General features: G+C 60.9%; 15 protein-coding genes. 10 read left to right on the top strand and 5 right to left on the bottom strand.

The window, feature by feature from the left end; translation table 11 throughout:
- Window positions 1-11: 11 nt before the first annotated feature.
- Window positions 12-1,247, bottom strand: coding sequence for an ABC transporter substrate-binding protein (locus DYI20_RS08920; RefSeq protein ID WP_166769938.1), 1,236 nt, complete (start codon window positions 1,245-1,247; stop codon window positions 12-14).
- Window positions 1,248-1,471: 224 nt separating this feature from the next.
- Between DYI20_RS08920 and DYI20_RS08915 the strand changes: the two genes are divergently transcribed.
- Window positions 1,472-2,866: an aldehyde dehydrogenase family protein gene (locus tag DYI20_RS08915; protein ID WP_243857774.1), complete on the top strand. Its 1,395-nt coding sequence runs from the start codon at window positions 1,472-1,474 to the stop codon at window positions 2,864-2,866.
- 2 nt (window positions 2,867-2,868) lie between these two features.
- Window positions 2,869-3,270 carry a hypothetical protein gene (locus DYI20_RS12200; protein WP_147472549.1) on the top strand — a complete coding sequence of 134 codons (402 nt, stop codon included), beginning with the start codon at window positions 2,869-2,871 and terminating at the stop codon, window positions 3,268-3,270.
- On the opposite strand, the gene DYI20_RS08910 is transcribed toward DYI20_RS12200, so the two are convergent.
- Entirely contained in the window at window positions 3,186-4,568 is a 1,383-nt protein-coding gene (locus DYI20_RS08910; protein ID WP_122549342.1) for an amidase, read from the bottom strand. The two genes, DYI20_RS12200 and DYI20_RS08910, sit on opposite strands and share 85 nt — an antisense overlap.
- Before the next feature lie 44 nt (window positions 4,569-4,612).
- On the opposite strand from DYI20_RS08910, the gene DYI20_RS08905 reads away from it, so the two are divergent.
- A complete protein-coding gene (locus DYI20_RS08905) occupies window positions 4,613-4,939 on the top strand; it encodes a rhodanese-like domain-containing protein (RefSeq protein WP_110099256.1) in 327 nt (108 codons plus the stop codon).
- 6 nt (window positions 4,940-4,945) lie between these two features.
- Entirely contained in the window at window positions 4,946-5,866 is a 921-nt protein-coding gene (pheA, locus tag DYI20_RS08900; RefSeq protein ID WP_110110850.1) for a prephenate dehydratase, read from the top strand.
- Here pheA and DYI20_RS08895 read toward each other — a convergent pair.
- On the bottom strand, window positions 5,846-6,925 hold the full coding sequence (locus tag DYI20_RS08895; RefSeq protein WP_166769939.1) for a diacylglycerol/lipid kinase family protein: 1,080 nt from the start codon (window positions 6,923-6,925) through the stop codon (window positions 5,846-5,848). The two genes, pheA and DYI20_RS08895, sit on opposite strands and share 21 nt — an antisense overlap.
- A gap of 65 nt (window positions 6,926-6,990) precedes the next feature.
- On the opposite strand from DYI20_RS08895, the gene serS reads away from it, so the two are divergent.
- Together serS and DYI20_RS08885 are read left to right on the top strand one after the other, a co-directional pair.
- A complete protein-coding gene (gene serS / locus DYI20_RS08890; protein WP_122549357.1) occupies window positions 6,991-8,274 on the top strand; it encodes a serine--tRNA ligase in 1,284 nt (427 codons plus the stop codon).
- 77 nt (window positions 8,275-8,351) lie between these two features.
- Window positions 8,352-9,152, top strand: a complete 801-nt coding sequence (locus DYI20_RS08885; protein ID WP_243857775.1) for an HAD family hydrolase — start codon at window positions 8,352-8,354, stop codon at window positions 9,150-9,152.
- Here DYI20_RS08885 and DYI20_RS08880 read toward each other — a convergent pair.
- Window positions 9,149-9,811 (bottom strand): hypothetical protein, encoded by a 663-nt coding sequence (locus DYI20_RS08880; RefSeq protein WP_122549340.1) that lies wholly within the window; start codon window positions 9,809-9,811, stop codon window positions 9,149-9,151. The genes DYI20_RS08885 and DYI20_RS08880 overlap by 4 nt on opposite strands.
- A gap of 175 nt (window positions 9,812-9,986) precedes the next feature.
- The gene (locus tag DYI20_RS08875; RefSeq protein WP_122549339.1) at window positions 9,987-10,466 is read right to left on the bottom strand and encodes an inorganic diphosphatase; all 480 of its coding nucleotides are present in this window, start codon (window positions 10,464-10,466) and stop codon (window positions 9,987-9,989) included.
- 103 nt (window positions 10,467-10,569) lie between these two features.
- Between DYI20_RS08875 and DYI20_RS08870 the strand changes: the two genes are divergently transcribed.
- The 4 genes from DYI20_RS08870 to hpt are packed head-to-tail and all read left to right on the top strand — an operon-like array spanning window position 10,570 to window position 14,611.
- The gene (locus tag DYI20_RS08870) at window positions 10,570-11,955 is read left to right on the top strand and encodes a D-alanyl-D-alanine carboxypeptidase/D-alanyl-D-alanine-endopeptidase (RefSeq protein ID WP_122549338.1); all 1,386 of its coding nucleotides are present in this window, start codon (window positions 10,570-10,572) and stop codon (window positions 11,953-11,955) included.
- Window positions 11,956-11,992: 37 nt separating this feature from the next.
- A complete protein-coding gene (locus tag DYI20_RS08865; protein ID WP_166769940.1) occupies window positions 11,993-12,970 on the top strand; it encodes a zinc-dependent metalloprotease in 978 nt (325 codons plus the stop codon).
- Window positions 12,967-14,058: a tRNA lysidine(34) synthetase TilS gene (tilS, locus tag DYI20_RS08860; protein ID WP_244924675.1), complete on the top strand. Its 1,092-nt coding sequence runs from the start codon at window positions 12,967-12,969 to the stop codon at window positions 14,056-14,058. The genes DYI20_RS08865 and tilS overlap by 4 nt, the downstream gene beginning before the upstream one ends.
- Window position 14,059: 1 nt before the next feature.
- Window positions 14,060-14,611: a hypoxanthine phosphoribosyltransferase gene (hpt, locus tag DYI20_RS08855; RefSeq protein ID WP_110099263.1), complete on the top strand. Its 552-nt coding sequence runs from the start codon at window positions 14,060-14,062 to the stop codon at window positions 14,609-14,611.
- Window positions 14,612-14,673: the final 62 nt, after the last annotated feature.

Here is a 14,673-nt window from a genome sequence, read left to right as displayed (position 1 = left end):
TGGGCGCCGGTTTATTCCGATTCGAAGACCGACCAATCCAGTTCAAAGTTTTCGTAGTCGCCGTCCTCGTTGATGTAGATGCCGTGGCCATGACCTGCTACCGACATTCCTTCAGGGGTGACATCGGACGGGAATTCCTGAACGCGGAACGCATCGTCAACCTGGTCAAGGGCTTCGGGGATCGCTTCCCGAACGGCGGTCGGATCGTCGGTACTACCGGAGACTTCCATAGCCGTGACGATGATGCCCAGGGCCTGGTAGTTCATGGCGACTTCGGCATTGATGGGCCGCTCATCGTTGACCTTCTCGGCAAACTTGTCGACGAGAGCATCCGTTCCGGGCTCGTCATATTCACGGGTTGGATTGAGACCAACTGAGTTATGCAGGTTTTCCGGATCGGTGAAGATCTCCATTTCTTCAAACTTCGCCTGGTCCATGACCATGAATCCGCCCTCATAACCCTGTTCGCGGGCTTCTTCAATCACCAGCGCGGTGGGCTGCGACGGTCCACCGACCAGCAGGACGTCCGGGTCCTGCGCCAAGGCTTGTGACACGTTGGTGGAGAAGTCGGTCACCGAACCGTAGTCAAAGTTGTTGTTGCTGAGCACCTCACCGCCATTTTCTTCCCATGTTTCGGTGATCATGTCGGTCCACTGCTGACCATATTCACTGGCGGTAGCAAGCAGGCCAAGGGTTTCGGCTCCGTCATCAAGGTAGTGTTGAGTATAAGGCTGAGCGTAGGCGGTAAACGGAATAGTGCTCATCATGGTGAGCTCGTTGTCCTGCTGAGTGATCCGTGGATCGGAGCTGTAGGCAGCGAGCAAGAACTCGGACCGGCTGGTGTTGATTTCCTGGGCGGCGTTAATGCCACCGGCGTGCGGAATGACCACGACAGGCGCGCCGTCTTGCTCCACCAGGCGCTGGGCATTGGTTGCTGCGGTGGCCGGCGAGTATTCATCGTCCAGAGAGCGCAGTTCAACGCTGTATTCGGTGCCGTCAATTTCGACACCTTGTTCGTTGAGTTCCTCAACAGCCATTTCAAGACCGGCTTGAACATTTTCACCATAGAGCGCCGCACCGCCGGACAGTGGGCCTGAGTAACCGATGACGATGGTCTCTGAGCCATCGCCTTCTCCGCCACATGCGGTCAAGGCAATTGCGGTCGCCGCGGTGAAACCAAAGAATTTCAGTTTGGTGCTGAATCGACGAGGAGAAAGACGCTTTTGTGAATTCGTGAAGAGTGACATCGCTGATAACCCTGTTCGTGAGAGTGGATGGAGGCCGACGTCAGTCACGCCGCACGTGAATGACGTCATAAACATGAACTTGATGTCAAGTTAAAGAAGATCGTACCCAGACCGCTTCTGTGATGTCAATCACAATCATGACGATGTGTCGTGACCGGTTGTGACTCAACGATTTCTCCACCGATTCCGGTCATCTCACAGGGTTAATGGATAGGATGGGCGCCATGAAGGTTTCGGAAGTTCAGGCCCTGGTGGGTCAGATGCGAGAGGTGACTGCTTCTCGCCGTGCCTATAGTCGACGGTTCCGGTTGGATCAGCTCAAAGGCATCAAAGCGTTGGTGCGCGACCACACTCAGGAGCTGCAACAAGCCCTGTATCACGATCTGGGCAAAGCGCCCTTTGAATCCACGGTGACCGAGATTTCGGTGATCAAAAATGAGGTCGACCACGCAATTCTGCACGTCAGTGACTGGATGGAGCCAGAATCGGTGCGGATGCCGCTGGCGTATCAACCGGCCACCGGCACGATTCGACCGCGGCCCAAGGGACAGGTGCTGATTATTGGTCCCTGGAACTACCCCGTCCAGCTCGTGTTGGCACCCCTGGTGGCCGCGGTCTCGGCCGGTAACACGGCGGTGCTCAAGCCCTCCGAAAAGGCCCCGGCGACCGCGGACGTGCTGGCCCGGTTGATTCCCGAATACTTGGATCCTTCCGCGGTGGCGGTTGTGCAGGGTGGCGCCGAGGTGGTGCAGGCACTGTTGGCAGAGAAATGGGATCATATTTTTTATACCGGTGGTGAGCGCGTGGGACGGATCGTCTACGAGGCGGCCGCTCAACAGCTGACCCCGGTGACTCTGGAGCTGGGTGGTAAATCTCCGGCGGTGGTCTCCGACGGTCCGGTGGCGACCATTGCTAAACGGCTGGCTTGGGGGAAGTTCGTCAATGCCGGTCAAACCTGTGTGGCTCCGGACTATGTGCTGGCTGTGGGTGATCAGATGCGGGACAAGCTGGAAGCGGAACTGCCTGACGTTATCGACGAGTTTTATGAGTCCAGCCCGGAAAGTTCGTTGGATTATGGTCGTTTGATCTCTCCGGAACACACTCAGCGATTGGTTGAGATGTTACAGCAGACTCTCGATGCGGGAGCGGAGCTGATTACCGGGGGTGGATATGCGATCGAGGAGCGTTATCTGGCGCCGACGGTGATCTCTCGCGTTGCACCGGACACCGCGGTGATGGCCGAGGAGATCTTCGGTCCGATTCTGCCCATTGTGACGGTGAAGGATATCGATGAGGCTATGGCATTCATTGGTGAGCGTCCGCATCCGTTGGCGGCCTATCTGTTCACCGACCGGGCTCGGGTGCGTCGGGAATTTGAAGAGCGGGTGATTGCTGGGTCGATGGGTTTTGATGCACCGTTGTTGCAGATCTCGGTGCCGGGGTTGCCTTTTGGCGGTGTGGGTCCTTCGGGGATCGGTAATTATCACGGCAAATACGGTTTCGATACCTTCACCCATTTTCGGGCTGAGGTGTCCAAGACCGATCAGCTCGATACCCTCAAGGCGGTCTACCCGCCTTACGGGTGGGCGAAGAAACAGTTCACCAAGCGGGTGCTGTAGTCATGGCGAAGTCGTGGTACCCCTCCCAGCAGCCGGAAGAGCCGGAGGATCATGACGCCGAGCCGAACGAATGGCTCGATGATCCTACTCAGCCCGCCGAACGGGGCCTGCCGAGGCGGGGTGAGGCTCACGACGAGATAGCGGAAACACCTAGCCCGTTCGGTGATAACCCGTACGCGGAGCAACCACTGGCCGGTCCGTGGGGTGATGGTTCACCGCAGGAAACCCTGGCCGGGGATTATCCGGTGATTGCCAATACCCCGACACAGGGCTCGGAGACGGAGACGGATGCCGATCGGTCCTCAGCCCACCGGGGTGATCAACGTTCCTCGTCGGGTTGCTTATTCTTGGTGGCGTTGCTCGGGTTGAGCACCTCCATCCTGGCAGCCAGGGCCAAAAGCTGAGCTTCGGTTCCGGGCCGGCCAATGGCCTGGACGGACCACTGGTCAGTGACCGGAATAGAGATGGCCGGTAGCCCCATGACGTTGATCATCGAGGTATAGGGCGTAAACCGGCACTGATAGTCGTAGTTGGCCTGCGGGTCCAGCTCGCGGAAAGCGCCAATTTTCGGTGGCTGGAAGGCCAACACCGGGGTGAGCACAATATCGGTTTGTCCTAGTTCAGCCCGGGTGTCCTGGGCCCACTGGGTCAGGTTGCCTTCGGCCTCGGCAATCTGGTCGGCGCTGAGGTTGGCGGTACTGGTCAAGAAGTACTCGGCCAAATCGTCCAGGCCTTCGGTGGTGGGCATCGGCGCCCGGTGTAGCCCGGAGGTCCACACAATCTGGAAGTTCTCGTGGTAGCCCGGAAAGTAAATCAGATCCAGCTCGGTGACCAGGTGCTCATCTTGGGTGAGCATGCTGGCCGCTTGGGTCAGGGCCTCGACCGCGCCTCGGGCCAAGGAGATCTGCAGATCGGGGTGGAAGGGGGAGGCGGTCGTCACGCCGATCGTCATCGGGGCTAGGCCTTCAGCACCCTGCTGGACGGCGTGCAAGTACCGGCCCGGTGCTACGGAGGTGGGATCCATGAACGCATCCATCAGTAGTGCCGCATCGGCGGCGGTACGTGCCAGCGGGCCGGTGACACTGAGATTGGTAATCGTCTCGCGCTGATCATCGCAGCTGAGTGTGCCACGGCCGGGCTTCAGGCCGACCAGTCCGGTGGCCGCGGCCGGGATGCGGATCGAACCACCGCCGTCGGTCCCGGGGGCCAGGGGCAACAGTCCGGCAGCCACCGCAGCGGCGGCCCCGCCAGAGGATCCGGTCGGGGTGGTTTCCATATCGCGAGGGTTACGCGCCGGGGGATCGATCAGGTTCTCCGAATACGTCGAGAGCCCGAACTCCGGGACGGTGGTTTTGCCCACTTGCACGGTGCCAGCTTCGGTCAGTAGCTCCGCTGAGGGGTCATTGCTGGGTTCGGGCACGGCATCGGCAAAGACCCGGGAGCCAAACCGGGTGGGCATTCCGGCCACGCGCACCAGGTCCTTGAAGGCAGTTGGGATCCCGTGCAGACCGGCGCGGTGATCGACCGGTAGCTCGTCGAGGGCGGCCGCACGTTCACGGGCTAGGTCTTCATTCACGTGGCTCAACGCGCCCAGTTCGGGGCGGGAGCGAATCTGTTCCAGGTAGTACTTGGTCACCTCGGTGGTGCTGACGGCTGATGCGCTCAACTGATCGCGAAGTTCCACGGCGGAAAGATGGTTCATGACTCTTACTGTAACGAATCCCGCCGTCTCAGTAGGCTAGGATCATGAGTCTTTTCGAAACCGTTAGTGTCAACGATGTTCCCGATGATGCCACCATCCTGGACGTGCGCGAGGACTATGAATTCCAGGTGGGGCGACCGGTCGGTGCGATCCACGTACCGCTGGGCGATCTACCCGTCCGTTTGGAGCAGCTGGACCCCGACGAGGATTATTACGTGATCTGCCGGACCGGGGGCCGGTCGGCGAAGGCGGCCGAATACCTGGAGTCCCAGGGGTACACGGCCTTCAATGTCGCTGGGGGTAACGGCGCGTGGTTCGAAGCCGGTAAGCCGATGGAAGCCGATGGCGATGCCGAACCGCAGGTGAAATAACCAGCGATGACCGCAGCACAGCGTTATGCCTTCCTGGGGCCGGAAGGCACATTTACCGAGGCCGCGTTGCGGCAAGTGATCACCGAGGACGATCAGGCCGTGGCGGCCGGTTCGGTGATGAGTGCCCTGAGCATGGTGCGCCGCGGCGAGGTTGATGCCGCGGTCGTCCCGATCGAAAACTCCGTGGAGGGCGGGGTCAGCGCCACCCTAGACTCGATCGCGGCCGGTTCCTTGCAGATCTACCGTGAAGTGTTGGTGCCGATCACCTTCGTACTGGTCAGCCCTGACGCCCGCGAGCTGTCAGCAGTCCAGGAGGTCACCACCCACTCCCACGCCTGGGCGCAGGTGCGGGGCTGGGCCGAGCAGACCATCCCGCACGCGGAATTTGTGCCGGCCGGGTCCACCGCGGCCGGAGCTCGGGCGCTACACCCCGGACAGGCCGGGGTGTGTGCCCCGCATTTGGCGCAGGAACTAGGACTGCACGTGTTGGCCTCGGCCATTGAAGACACCCCGGGAGCGGTCACTCGATTCGTGGTGGTCTCCGGCCCCGGTAGCCCGGGAAAGCCCACCGGATCGGATAAAACCACGCTGGTGGTGCCACTGCCACAAGATCGTCCGGGTGCGTTGATGCAGATTCTGGAACAGTTTTCCGCCCGCGGGATCAACCTCTCCCGGATCGAGTCCCGCCCCACCGGGGCCGGGTTAGGCCAGTACTTTTTCTCGATCGACCTGGAGGGGCACCTGGCCGATCAGCGCGTGGGGGCCAGTTTGGCTGCGCTGTACCGGATGTTCCCGCAGATCACGTTCTTGGGATCATATCCGCGGGCGGATCGGCGCCACTACCAGATCGATGAGCACTTCAGCGATGAGGCGTATCAACGAGGTCAGGCCTGGGTGCGTCAACTGTTAGCACCGGACGCGCAATGAGCCGGGATTGACCGTGGCGGTGATCCGGCGCGCGGTGCCGGTGGCGTCGCCGTCCTGTTGGGAAATCATGGGCTCGGCCAACTCGATCACACATTTTTGACCCTGCATGGTGTCCACGGCGCGCAAGGGCGCGTGATTTTTGGAGATTGCGTTGAGCGCCACCCGGGCCCAGTCCCATAGGTTGCGCGGGGCCAGGAGCATTACGTCGAGTAACCCGTCGTAGATACTGGCGTGTGGCACCATGCGGATGCCACCTTGGAGCATGCCACAGTTGGCAATCATCACCGAGCGTACTTTGGATCGACGGGCGGGCTGATCATCAATCGAGACCCAGATGGGTTTGCGTTTGCCCGGGAGCTTACGCATCCCGGCCTCTCCATAGGCCAGCCAGCCGGCGGCCTGTTTGATGCCGTCACGGGTATCGGACATGATCTCAGCGTCGATGCCGGCCCCGGCGATCACCACGAAGGTGGAGGTCAGCACCGATTCGTCGGTGCGTTCAACGGTCAGGTCGATCGTGTCGATCGCGCGAGTGGTGCCTTGCAACGCCAGGCCGACGCACCGTTCGATGTCGTTATAGGGCAGATCGAGATTCCGGGCCAGCAAGTTTCCGGTGCCCACGGGGATAATGCCCAGATCGGCCTCAGTGTCCACGAGCGCCTCGGCCACCGCTCGCACCGTCCCGTCACCGCCGGCCGCGATGACCAGGGACGCGCCGTCGTTCAGGGCGTCCCGGCTGGCCTGGACGCCCGGGTCGTCTTCTTGGGTGGGGTAATGCTCGACCGATTCCACACCTAACAGGTAGGCGGCACGACGTACGGCTGCCAGCACCTCGACCAGCTCCTCCTTATGAGGATTCATCACCACTCCGATATGGCCGGGCACTTGCAGCGCCGTGGAGACCTCCGGTAGCTCGTACACCCGTTGCAATTGATTCATGAGGGCGGTGATGTGTTCCTCACGCTCATGGAGATCCTTGCGCAATTTCAGGGCCCACCCCAACGGTGCGATGGCGCCAACGCCCAGGGCAATGCTGGTGATGATCTGAGCTGGTCGCATAAAGCCCATACTACGGGGTGGGCAACGCTCATGGTCATCGTCGAGAATACGGTAGCCTGGTGAGCGTGATTGACGTCAAACACCTCACCGAGAACCCCGATCTGTACAAAGCGTCGCAGCGCGCTCGCGGTGACCAGCAATCCCTGGTGGATGACATCCTGGCTGCCGATCAAAACCGTCGAGACGCTCTGCAACGGTTCGAGTCGTTGCGGGCTGAGCAAAAAGCGTTCGGTAAAAAAGTCGCCGGCGCTCACGGGGAGGAAAAGCAACGCCTACTCGATGAGGTCAAATCACTAGCAGCCCAGGTCAAGCAGGCCGAAGCTGCCGCCAATGACGCTGACGAACAGCTCAACCGGCTCGTCACGGTTTTCCCGAATCTGATTAGCGAGGGTATCCCCTCCGGCGGTGAAGAAAACTTCGCGGTCCTCGAGACCGTCGGTACCCCGTGCCAGTTCGACTTCGAGCCGAAAGATCACTTGCAGATCGGTGAGCTGATTGGTGCGATCGATATGGAACGGGGAGCCAAGGTCTCGGGCTCCCGGTTCTACTTCTTGACCGGCGTGGGTGCCCGGTTGGAAATTGCGCTGATGCAGATGGGACTGGACCAGGCGATTCAGGCAGGATTCACCCCGATTATTACTCCCACTCTGGTGCGTCCCGAAACCATGAACGGTACCGGTTTCGACGTTGAACACGACGATGAGATTTACCGGTTGGAGCGCGACGACCTCTACCTGGTGGGTACCTCCGAAGTGTCGCTGGCCGGATACTACGGGGATGAGATTCTGGATCTGTCCGCAGGGCCACGTCGTTTCGCCGGATGGTCGACCTGCTACCGTCGCGAAGCCGGGGCCGCCGGTAAGGACACCCGCGGTATTATCCGGGTTCACCAGTTCAACAAACTGGAAATGTTCGTTTACACTACCCCGGACCAGGCCGCTAAGGAACACCAGCGCCTGCTGGACTGGGAACGTGAGATGATGGCTAAAATCCAGGTGCCCTACCGCATCATCGATACCGCTGCCGGCGATCTGGGCACATCGGCGGCCCGCAAATTCGACTGTGAAGCCTGGGTCCCTACGCAAGGGACCTACCGCGAGCTGACTTCGACCTCGAATTGCACGACCTATCAGGCCCGGCGACTCAATGTTCGGCACCGGTTATTTGACGATGAGGGCAACAAGGCCGGTACGCAGACAGCAGCCACCCTTAATGGCACCCTGGCCACCACGCGCTGGCTGGTCGCCATCCTGGAGAACCACCAGAACGCTGACGGCTCAGTGACGGTTCCCGAAGCCTTGCGCCCCTACCTGGGGCTGGACGTTCTGCCGGTGCTGGCTACGGACTAATCCGCGCCCTAAACCCTCGGGCGGGGCTGGTTTCCAGCTGTTTACCCGCAGTTTGAAAGGTATGGTTAGCTGGATCCATGATCGAATCCGATGCGAAGATGGTATGCCTGGATGTTGATGGAACGTTGGTCGACCACGACGGGCATATGTCTCCTCGAGTCCGCGAGGCCGCGCAGGCGGTGATCGCACGCGGACATCACGTGATGATCGCAACGGGACGATCTCTTGGCGCGACTCTGCCGGTTATTGAAAACATTGGACTCACGGACGGATTTTCGGTGTGCTCCAACGGTGGGGTCACCCTTCAACTAGGCTCCGAGTTTGACCGTGGCTACCAGGTTATTGACCGGCAGACCTTCGACCCTGCCCCGGTGTTGGGACAAGTCAAGCGCCGGATCCCCTCGGCCAAATTCGCGATCGAAACCGAATCCGGTGCGTTTCTGTCCACTGAGCGGTTCCAAGACTTTAGTTTTGGTGTCCGCGCCCGAGGCGTGAGCTTCCAAGAACTGTGTGAGGCCACCGCGGTGCGTCTCGTCGTGTTTTCTCAGGACTCCTCGGTCGAAGAATTTGGTGAAGCTGTCGAGTCCATCGGCTTGACCTCGGTGGCCTACTCGGTGGGCTATAACGCCTGGTTGGATGTGGCAGCCGCCGGCATCTCCAAAGCCTCCGGTCTGGAAGCGCTCCGGGAGAAGCTGGGTATCGACCAAGATCAGACGGTGGCTGTCGGAGATGGGTACAACGACACCGAGATGCTGGCCTGGGCGCAGCGCGGCGTGGCCATGGGGCAGGCACCCGAGCGGGTCAAACGGATCGCGAATGAAGTCACCGAACACGTCAATGACGACGGGCTGGCGCTGGTTTTGGAATCGTTACTCTAAACCCGGTGACCGTGCTCGGCCAGCGCGTGGTGATCGTAGAGGTGATCGTAGCAAGCCTCTAGGTGAGCGGCGATGGCTGCCCGCACCTGGTGTTCACTCTTAAACAGTGAGCGCTTAATCGCCTGCGAGACAGCCTGCACCGTGATGCCCAGAGCCTCGGCAACATCGCGTTGCTGGCCTCGCATTCCCGGGGTCATCATGTCAATCACGGCCCATTCGGCCACGGAGCGCCGGGAAATGGTGTGCCCCAATAGTTGTAAGACCGACTGGGCATGCTCGGCAAACCGAGCTGAGTCGAAATTCAGGCTGGGCTGGGCGACGTGGACTCGCACCGGGGCGATCTGGCCCTGCTTGGCTGCCGCCAGTAGTGCCTGCCGGGAGGCATCCAGGCCTGGCCCGGCGAGGTGTTCTTGATCGGAGGAATCGAGACGACCAATCCCGATGCCGACGCTGAGCTGACCCAGGCGCAATGCGTGCAAGGCCGTGTCAATCACAGCGTGGGTATCGGTCAACAGTGTGGTTAAGCGTTCGGAGTCTCGCTGTATCACGATCATGTCGGGCTGATCTGCGGGCGTGTGATTTCGCACACGTTCAGCCAACAAATCCAGGTGCGAGGAGGCGGAGCCCCGCGGTCGGTCGGCGATCGATACAACGTACATGTGTGGTCCGTTCTTGTTTTAAGAGCCGGAAGTTCAAAAAATAAATGCTGGAACCTTTATTGAGGTAAATCCTTCTGGAAAACCATCAATAAGTGGTAACTCCAGAGTATAAACATTTTTTTCTGACGGGGAGGCTTCTTAAGCTGTGTCGGAAGAACCGTTCGGCGTGAGGTGATTAACGGTGGTAACGCTCGATGGAGGCCTTCAATTCTGCCTCTGCTTCGTCACGGCCCTTCCAGCCATCAGCCTTGACCCACTTGCCTGGCTCCAGGTCTTTGTAGTGGGTGAAGAAGTGCTCGATCTCTGACTTCAGCCAGTCACTGACGTCTTGGATGTCCTGAATGTGCTCGAAGCGTGGATCATCGACGACGCACAACAGTTTATCGTCGCCACCGCCGTCATCGGTCATCGAGAACATACCGATCGGCCGGGCTTCGACCACCACGCCGGGAACCAAGTCCACATCGGGCAGATAGATCAACGCGTCCAGCGGATCGCCGTCCTCGCCCAGGGTGTTTTCAAAATAGCCGTAGTGAGTCGGGTACTGCATCGAGGTGAACAGCAACCGGTCCAAATGGATTCGACCGGTCTGATGATCGATCTCGTATTTCACCCGGGAACCGGAGGGGATTTCGACGGTCACATCGTGGTTCATGGCGCTGAGTTCTCCTATAAACTACTAGAGGTCCAATGACCCGGAATCGGGTTCATCTCCTGCTTATCAAACTTTACTGCCCACAGAAAACGGGGGAGCGTGCATGTCCAAATTATCTTTCGCGTTGGGCGGTTTCGCGCTGGTCCCGTTGGCTTTCCTGACGACGGTTGCGGTGGCCTCCGGGCTCCTGATCACTCCCACCCCGGCATTGAGCGCTCCGAAACTGACCATCGCACAAAAGACGATGAACCACGCCGAGGTAGCCTTCACCGACTATCTCCAACAGGTCGAGGAGACCTCAGCCATCGACCCGCAGGCCTTGGAATCCCAGCTGGGCGGCACCGGCTCAGCAGACATCGCCATGATGGTGGTGGATGGCTACACCGGCGACGAGCTCTACAGCCGGCACGCCGATGACATCCGAACGCCGGCCTCGTCCCTGAAACTCATCAGCGGTGTGGCCATTTTGGATCACCTGGACCCCGCACACCGTTTCACCACCACCGTGAGCGTTACGGATCATCAGCTGACCATCCACGCCGGCGGTGACGCGCTGATGGGAGTGGAGGACTCGGATGACCGGGCCGTTGCGGGACGAGCCGGGTTGAAAACCCTCGCCGAGGACACCTTGGCTGCTCTGGAGGCACGAGAAGCCACTGGGGAGTACACGGTAGCCGTCGAGGTGGCCGACTATCAACAGCTTCACCCGGATTGGGAAGAAGAGGGCATGGTGACCTCGGGCAATATCTCCCAGGTCACCCCAATTGCCACCTTCGGCGCCCGGGCCCACAAGTCCTCCGGGACCGATCGCGTTCACGATCCGGCCGGCTTTGTGGCCAGCACCTTCCAGCAACACCTCGATGAGGCGCTGCCAGAAGACTCCGATCTCACCGTCACCCTGGCCGAGCAATCGGTGACCACCGAGACCGTGGACGGTGAGGAACTGGCCAGCGCGGAATCGGCCACCGTAGCCGAGCAACTCGCCTACGGCATCAAAGAATCCGATAACCAAATCATGGAAGTCTTGGCCCGGCAAGCTGCCATGGCCAGCGGTTTTGAACCCAACGTGACCGGTGTCCAACAGATGATCACCGAGACCGTCGACGAACACGGTCTGAGCAACACCACCATCGCTGATGCCTCCGGGCTGTCGTCACATAATCTCACCACCGCCTCGGATCTGGTGGAGATCGTCGAAACGATCTCCACCACCCCGGAACTGAGCCCGATTGATGAGGGGCTGCCCGTGGCCGGATCCGACGGGACGTTGGCCACCCGCATGGACGAGGGGCCCACCGCAGGCACCGTGCGGGCCAAAACCGGGACGCTAGCGGCCTCGGTGACCCTGTCGGGAATCACGACCACGCAAGATGGCCGGCCAGTGTACTTCGTGCTGATCTCGCCGCAAGACATCGGTGGGGGAGGCATCCTGGATGCCCGTAGCGACCTGGACCAGCTGACTACCGCGCTGACCAGTTGTGGTTGCTGATTCTTTCAGCTGAGTGTGCTGTGATGGTCTTATGGAGATGATCGATGTAGACCTGGCGGCCACCACCGCGCGCGCCACTGCCCGGCCCGGAGTGCGCCTCTCACCCCGGCAAGCCCGGGCCGAAGTCGCCGGGTTACATGCGGCCGCCAAGACCTCGGTGGAGACCGTGCAACAGCTCACCGGGTTGGACGTGGCTCGCGGTCTGGATGACTCGCAGGTGCTGGTGTTGGACCGCCCCGGCTGGGCCCGCTCCACGGCAACCGGCCTGGTGGAGATGACCCGTCCCGGCTTCGAAGCCGTCCAAGCTCGCAACCCGCTATACACCTCCCGAATCTTTGCCGGTGCCTCGCGGGCCACCGCCTCGGTGCAGCTCGGCACCGTGCTGGGTTATCTCTCCACCCGGATTCTGGGTCAGTATGACCCCTTCGTCCCCGGACCGGCCGGGGGAGGTCGGCTGGCGTTGGTGGCCCCGAATACCGCGATGATCCGAGGCGAGCTCGACCTCGATCCGGTGGACTTCCGCCTCTGGGTGTGCCTGCATGAACAAACCCACCGCGTGCAATTTGCCGCAGCACCCTGGCTGGCCGAGTACTTACAACAGGCCGTCACCTCATTGCTGGTGATGATGACCGACCCCGATCAGGCCCTGAATGGCCGAGATGCCATCAAAGCGCAGATGTCGACGGTCAACGGTGTGATGTCGCTGTTGGAAGGCCACGCCAATGTGGTCATGGATGCCGTCTCGACCAGTCTGGTCCCCACCAAGCACACCATTCGGCGCCGGTTCAACGACCGCAAACCGCCCGGTGGTCCGCTGGGTGCCCTGTTCCGCAAACTCATTGGCATGGACGCGAAAGCCGCGCAATATCGAAACGGTCAACAATTCGTGCAGGCGGTGGTCGCGCAGATCGGGATGGATGGATTCAACCGCGTATTCACCGACGCCCGCTACATGCCCACCGAGGCGGAACTGCACGACGCTACGGCCTGGATTGCCCGCACTGAGGCCCTGTGAACCACTGGCAGACCCGCCCGCAGTTGACCGGCGCGTTTCCGCCCGCCGGCCGGTGGCCAGAACCGTTGCATCGAGGGCTGGCGCAATTGCAACGACTTACCCCTCCCCAGTCACTGACGCTGCTGGGAGTTTCGGGTGGGGCCGACTCCATGGCCTTACTCGTCGTCGCGGCGCTATGCCAGACCAGAGCAGACCACACCCGACGGTTTGGGGTGATCAGCCTCGACCATCAGCTTCAGTCGGGTACTGCCGAGGTCGCTGCCGCGGTGGCGACAATCGCGACCAGACTCGGGCTCGAGCCAGTGATCACCCGTGCCCTTGATCTGCCGGAAACCGGAACCGGGGGACTGGAAGCCACCGCTCGACTGGGGCGCCTGGAAGCCTTTGCCCAGGGTGCTCACACCACCGGGGCCCAGGCCGTGGCACTGGGACACACCGCCGATGATCAGGCCGAACAAGTCCTGTTGGGCCTGGTGCGTGGGTCCGGTCCGCGCTCGCTGGCCGGTATCGCCGAAACCACCACCTATAGTGAGTTAAACCACCCGTTGCATGTGGTGCGCCCTTTCTTAGGGATTTCCCGGGCTGAGACCGAACAGATCTGTCACTGGGCAGGAATCGAGCCGTGGCAGGATCCGATGAACACCGATCCGCGGATCCTACGTGCCCGGATCCGCCACCAGGTGCTACCCGGGCTGGAACAGCTGGGTCCCACGGTGCGCTCCGGGCTCCTGGCCACCGCAGCCATTGCTGCCGAAGACGCCGCGTATTTGGAAGCTGAGGCACACCGGCGCTACCGAATGCTGGCCCAGATAGACAAGGTAACCATCCGCTTTGACCTGCAGGCCGTCCGAGACCTTCCCGCCGCGCTGGGGCACCGGGTCATCGGCAAGGCAGTCACCGAACTGGGCGGCACACGGCCGTCTCGAGAGCGCACGCTGGCGGTGATGGAGCTAGCCCGGGCGCGTCCAGGTTCCTCGGCCGGGCCTATTCAGCTGGCAGGCGGGGTAGCCGCGCGCCGGAACCGAGGCCAAAACCCCGGCGAATATGACACACTAGAACTGTTCACTGTCCCCTCGTCACGGAGTTGAGATGAAAGTAGAAGACATCGAGGATGACCTCCTGCACGTCTTACTGGACAAACAGCAATTGCGCGACACCGTGGCGCGGTTGGCAGCCCAGATCGACGAGGACTATCACGATAAAGACGTACTGATGGTCGGCGTACTTAAGGGCGCGATTATGGTGATGGCCGATCTGTCTCGAGCCATGACCTCCCACGTCACCCTGGACTTCATGGCGGTGTCTTCCTATGGGTCGGGCACCAAATCCTCCGGTGTGGTCCGAATCCTGAAGGACCTGGAAACCGACCTGATGGGTCGGCACGTGCTGATCGTGGAAGACATTATCGACTCGGGGCTGACCTTGTCGTGGTTGCGCACCAATCTGGAATCTCGTGGCCCTGCGTCGGTGGAGATCTGCACGTTGTTGCGCAAGCCGGATGCATTGAAGGTCGACATCGACGTTAAATACGTCGGCGCCGATATCCCCAATGAATTCGTCGTCGGCTACGGGCTCGATTACGCGGAGAAATACCGCAACCTCGAGCTGGTGGCTACGCTGGCTCCGCACGTGTACTCCTAAGGGGACTGTCATTCCCCTGGCGTCGCTGTCCACTTGTTGCGAAAGCGTGTCAACCAAACTCC

It is taken from the genome of Auritidibacter ignavus, from assembly GCF_003703835.1.
Classification (GTDB): Bacteria; Actinomycetota; Actinomycetes; order Actinomycetales; family Micrococcaceae; genus Auritidibacter; species Auritidibacter ignavus.
This window is presented reverse-complemented; position numbering and strand designations above follow the sequence as displayed.

Excerpts from the sequence above, each read along its gene's own strand:
- DYI20_RS08920 (WP_166769938.1), bottom strand. The coding sequence starts at position 1,247 with ATGTCACTCTTCACGAATTCACAAAAGCGTCTTTCTCCTCGTCGATTC.
- DYI20_RS08915 (WP_243857774.1), top strand. The coding sequence starts at position 1,472 with ATGAAGGTTTCGGAAGTTCAGGCCCTGGTGGGTCAGATGCGAGAGGTG.
- DYI20_RS12200 (WP_147472549.1), top strand. The coding sequence starts at position 2,869 with ATGGCGAAGTCGTGGTACCCCTCCCAGCAGCCGGAAGAGCCGGAGGAT.
- DYI20_RS08910 (WP_122549342.1), bottom strand. The coding sequence starts at position 4,568 with ATGAACCATCTTTCCGCCGTGGAACTTCGCGATCAGTTGAGCGCATCA.
- DYI20_RS08905 (WP_110099256.1), top strand. The coding sequence starts at position 4,613 with ATGAGTCTTTTCGAAACCGTTAGTGTCAACGATGTTCCCGATGATGCC.
- pheA (WP_110110850.1), top strand. The coding sequence starts at position 4,946 with ATGACCGCAGCACAGCGTTATGCCTTCCTGGGGCCGGAAGGCACATTT.
- DYI20_RS08895 (WP_166769939.1), bottom strand. The coding sequence starts at position 6,925 with ATGCGACCAGCTCAGATCATCACCAGCATTGCCCTGGGCGTTGGCGCC.
- DYI20_RS08885 (WP_243857775.1), top strand. The coding sequence starts at position 8,352 with ATGATCGAATCCGATGCGAAGATGGTATGCCTGGATGTTGATGGAACG.
- DYI20_RS08880 (WP_122549340.1), bottom strand. The coding sequence starts at position 9,811 with ATGTACGTTGTATCGATCGCCGACCGACCGCGGGGCTCCGCCTCCTCG.
- DYI20_RS08875 (WP_122549339.1), bottom strand. The coding sequence starts at position 10,466 with ATGAACCACGATGTGACCGTCGAAATCCCCTCCGGTTCCCGGGTGAAA.
- DYI20_RS08870 (WP_122549338.1), top strand. The coding sequence starts at position 10,570 with ATGTCCAAATTATCTTTCGCGTTGGGCGGTTTCGCGCTGGTCCCGTTG.
- DYI20_RS08865 (WP_166769940.1), top strand. The coding sequence starts at position 11,993 with ATGATCGATGTAGACCTGGCGGCCACCACCGCGCGCGCCACTGCCCGG.
- hpt (WP_110099263.1), top strand. The coding sequence starts at position 14,060 with ATGAAAGTAGAAGACATCGAGGATGACCTCCTGCACGTCTTACTGGAC.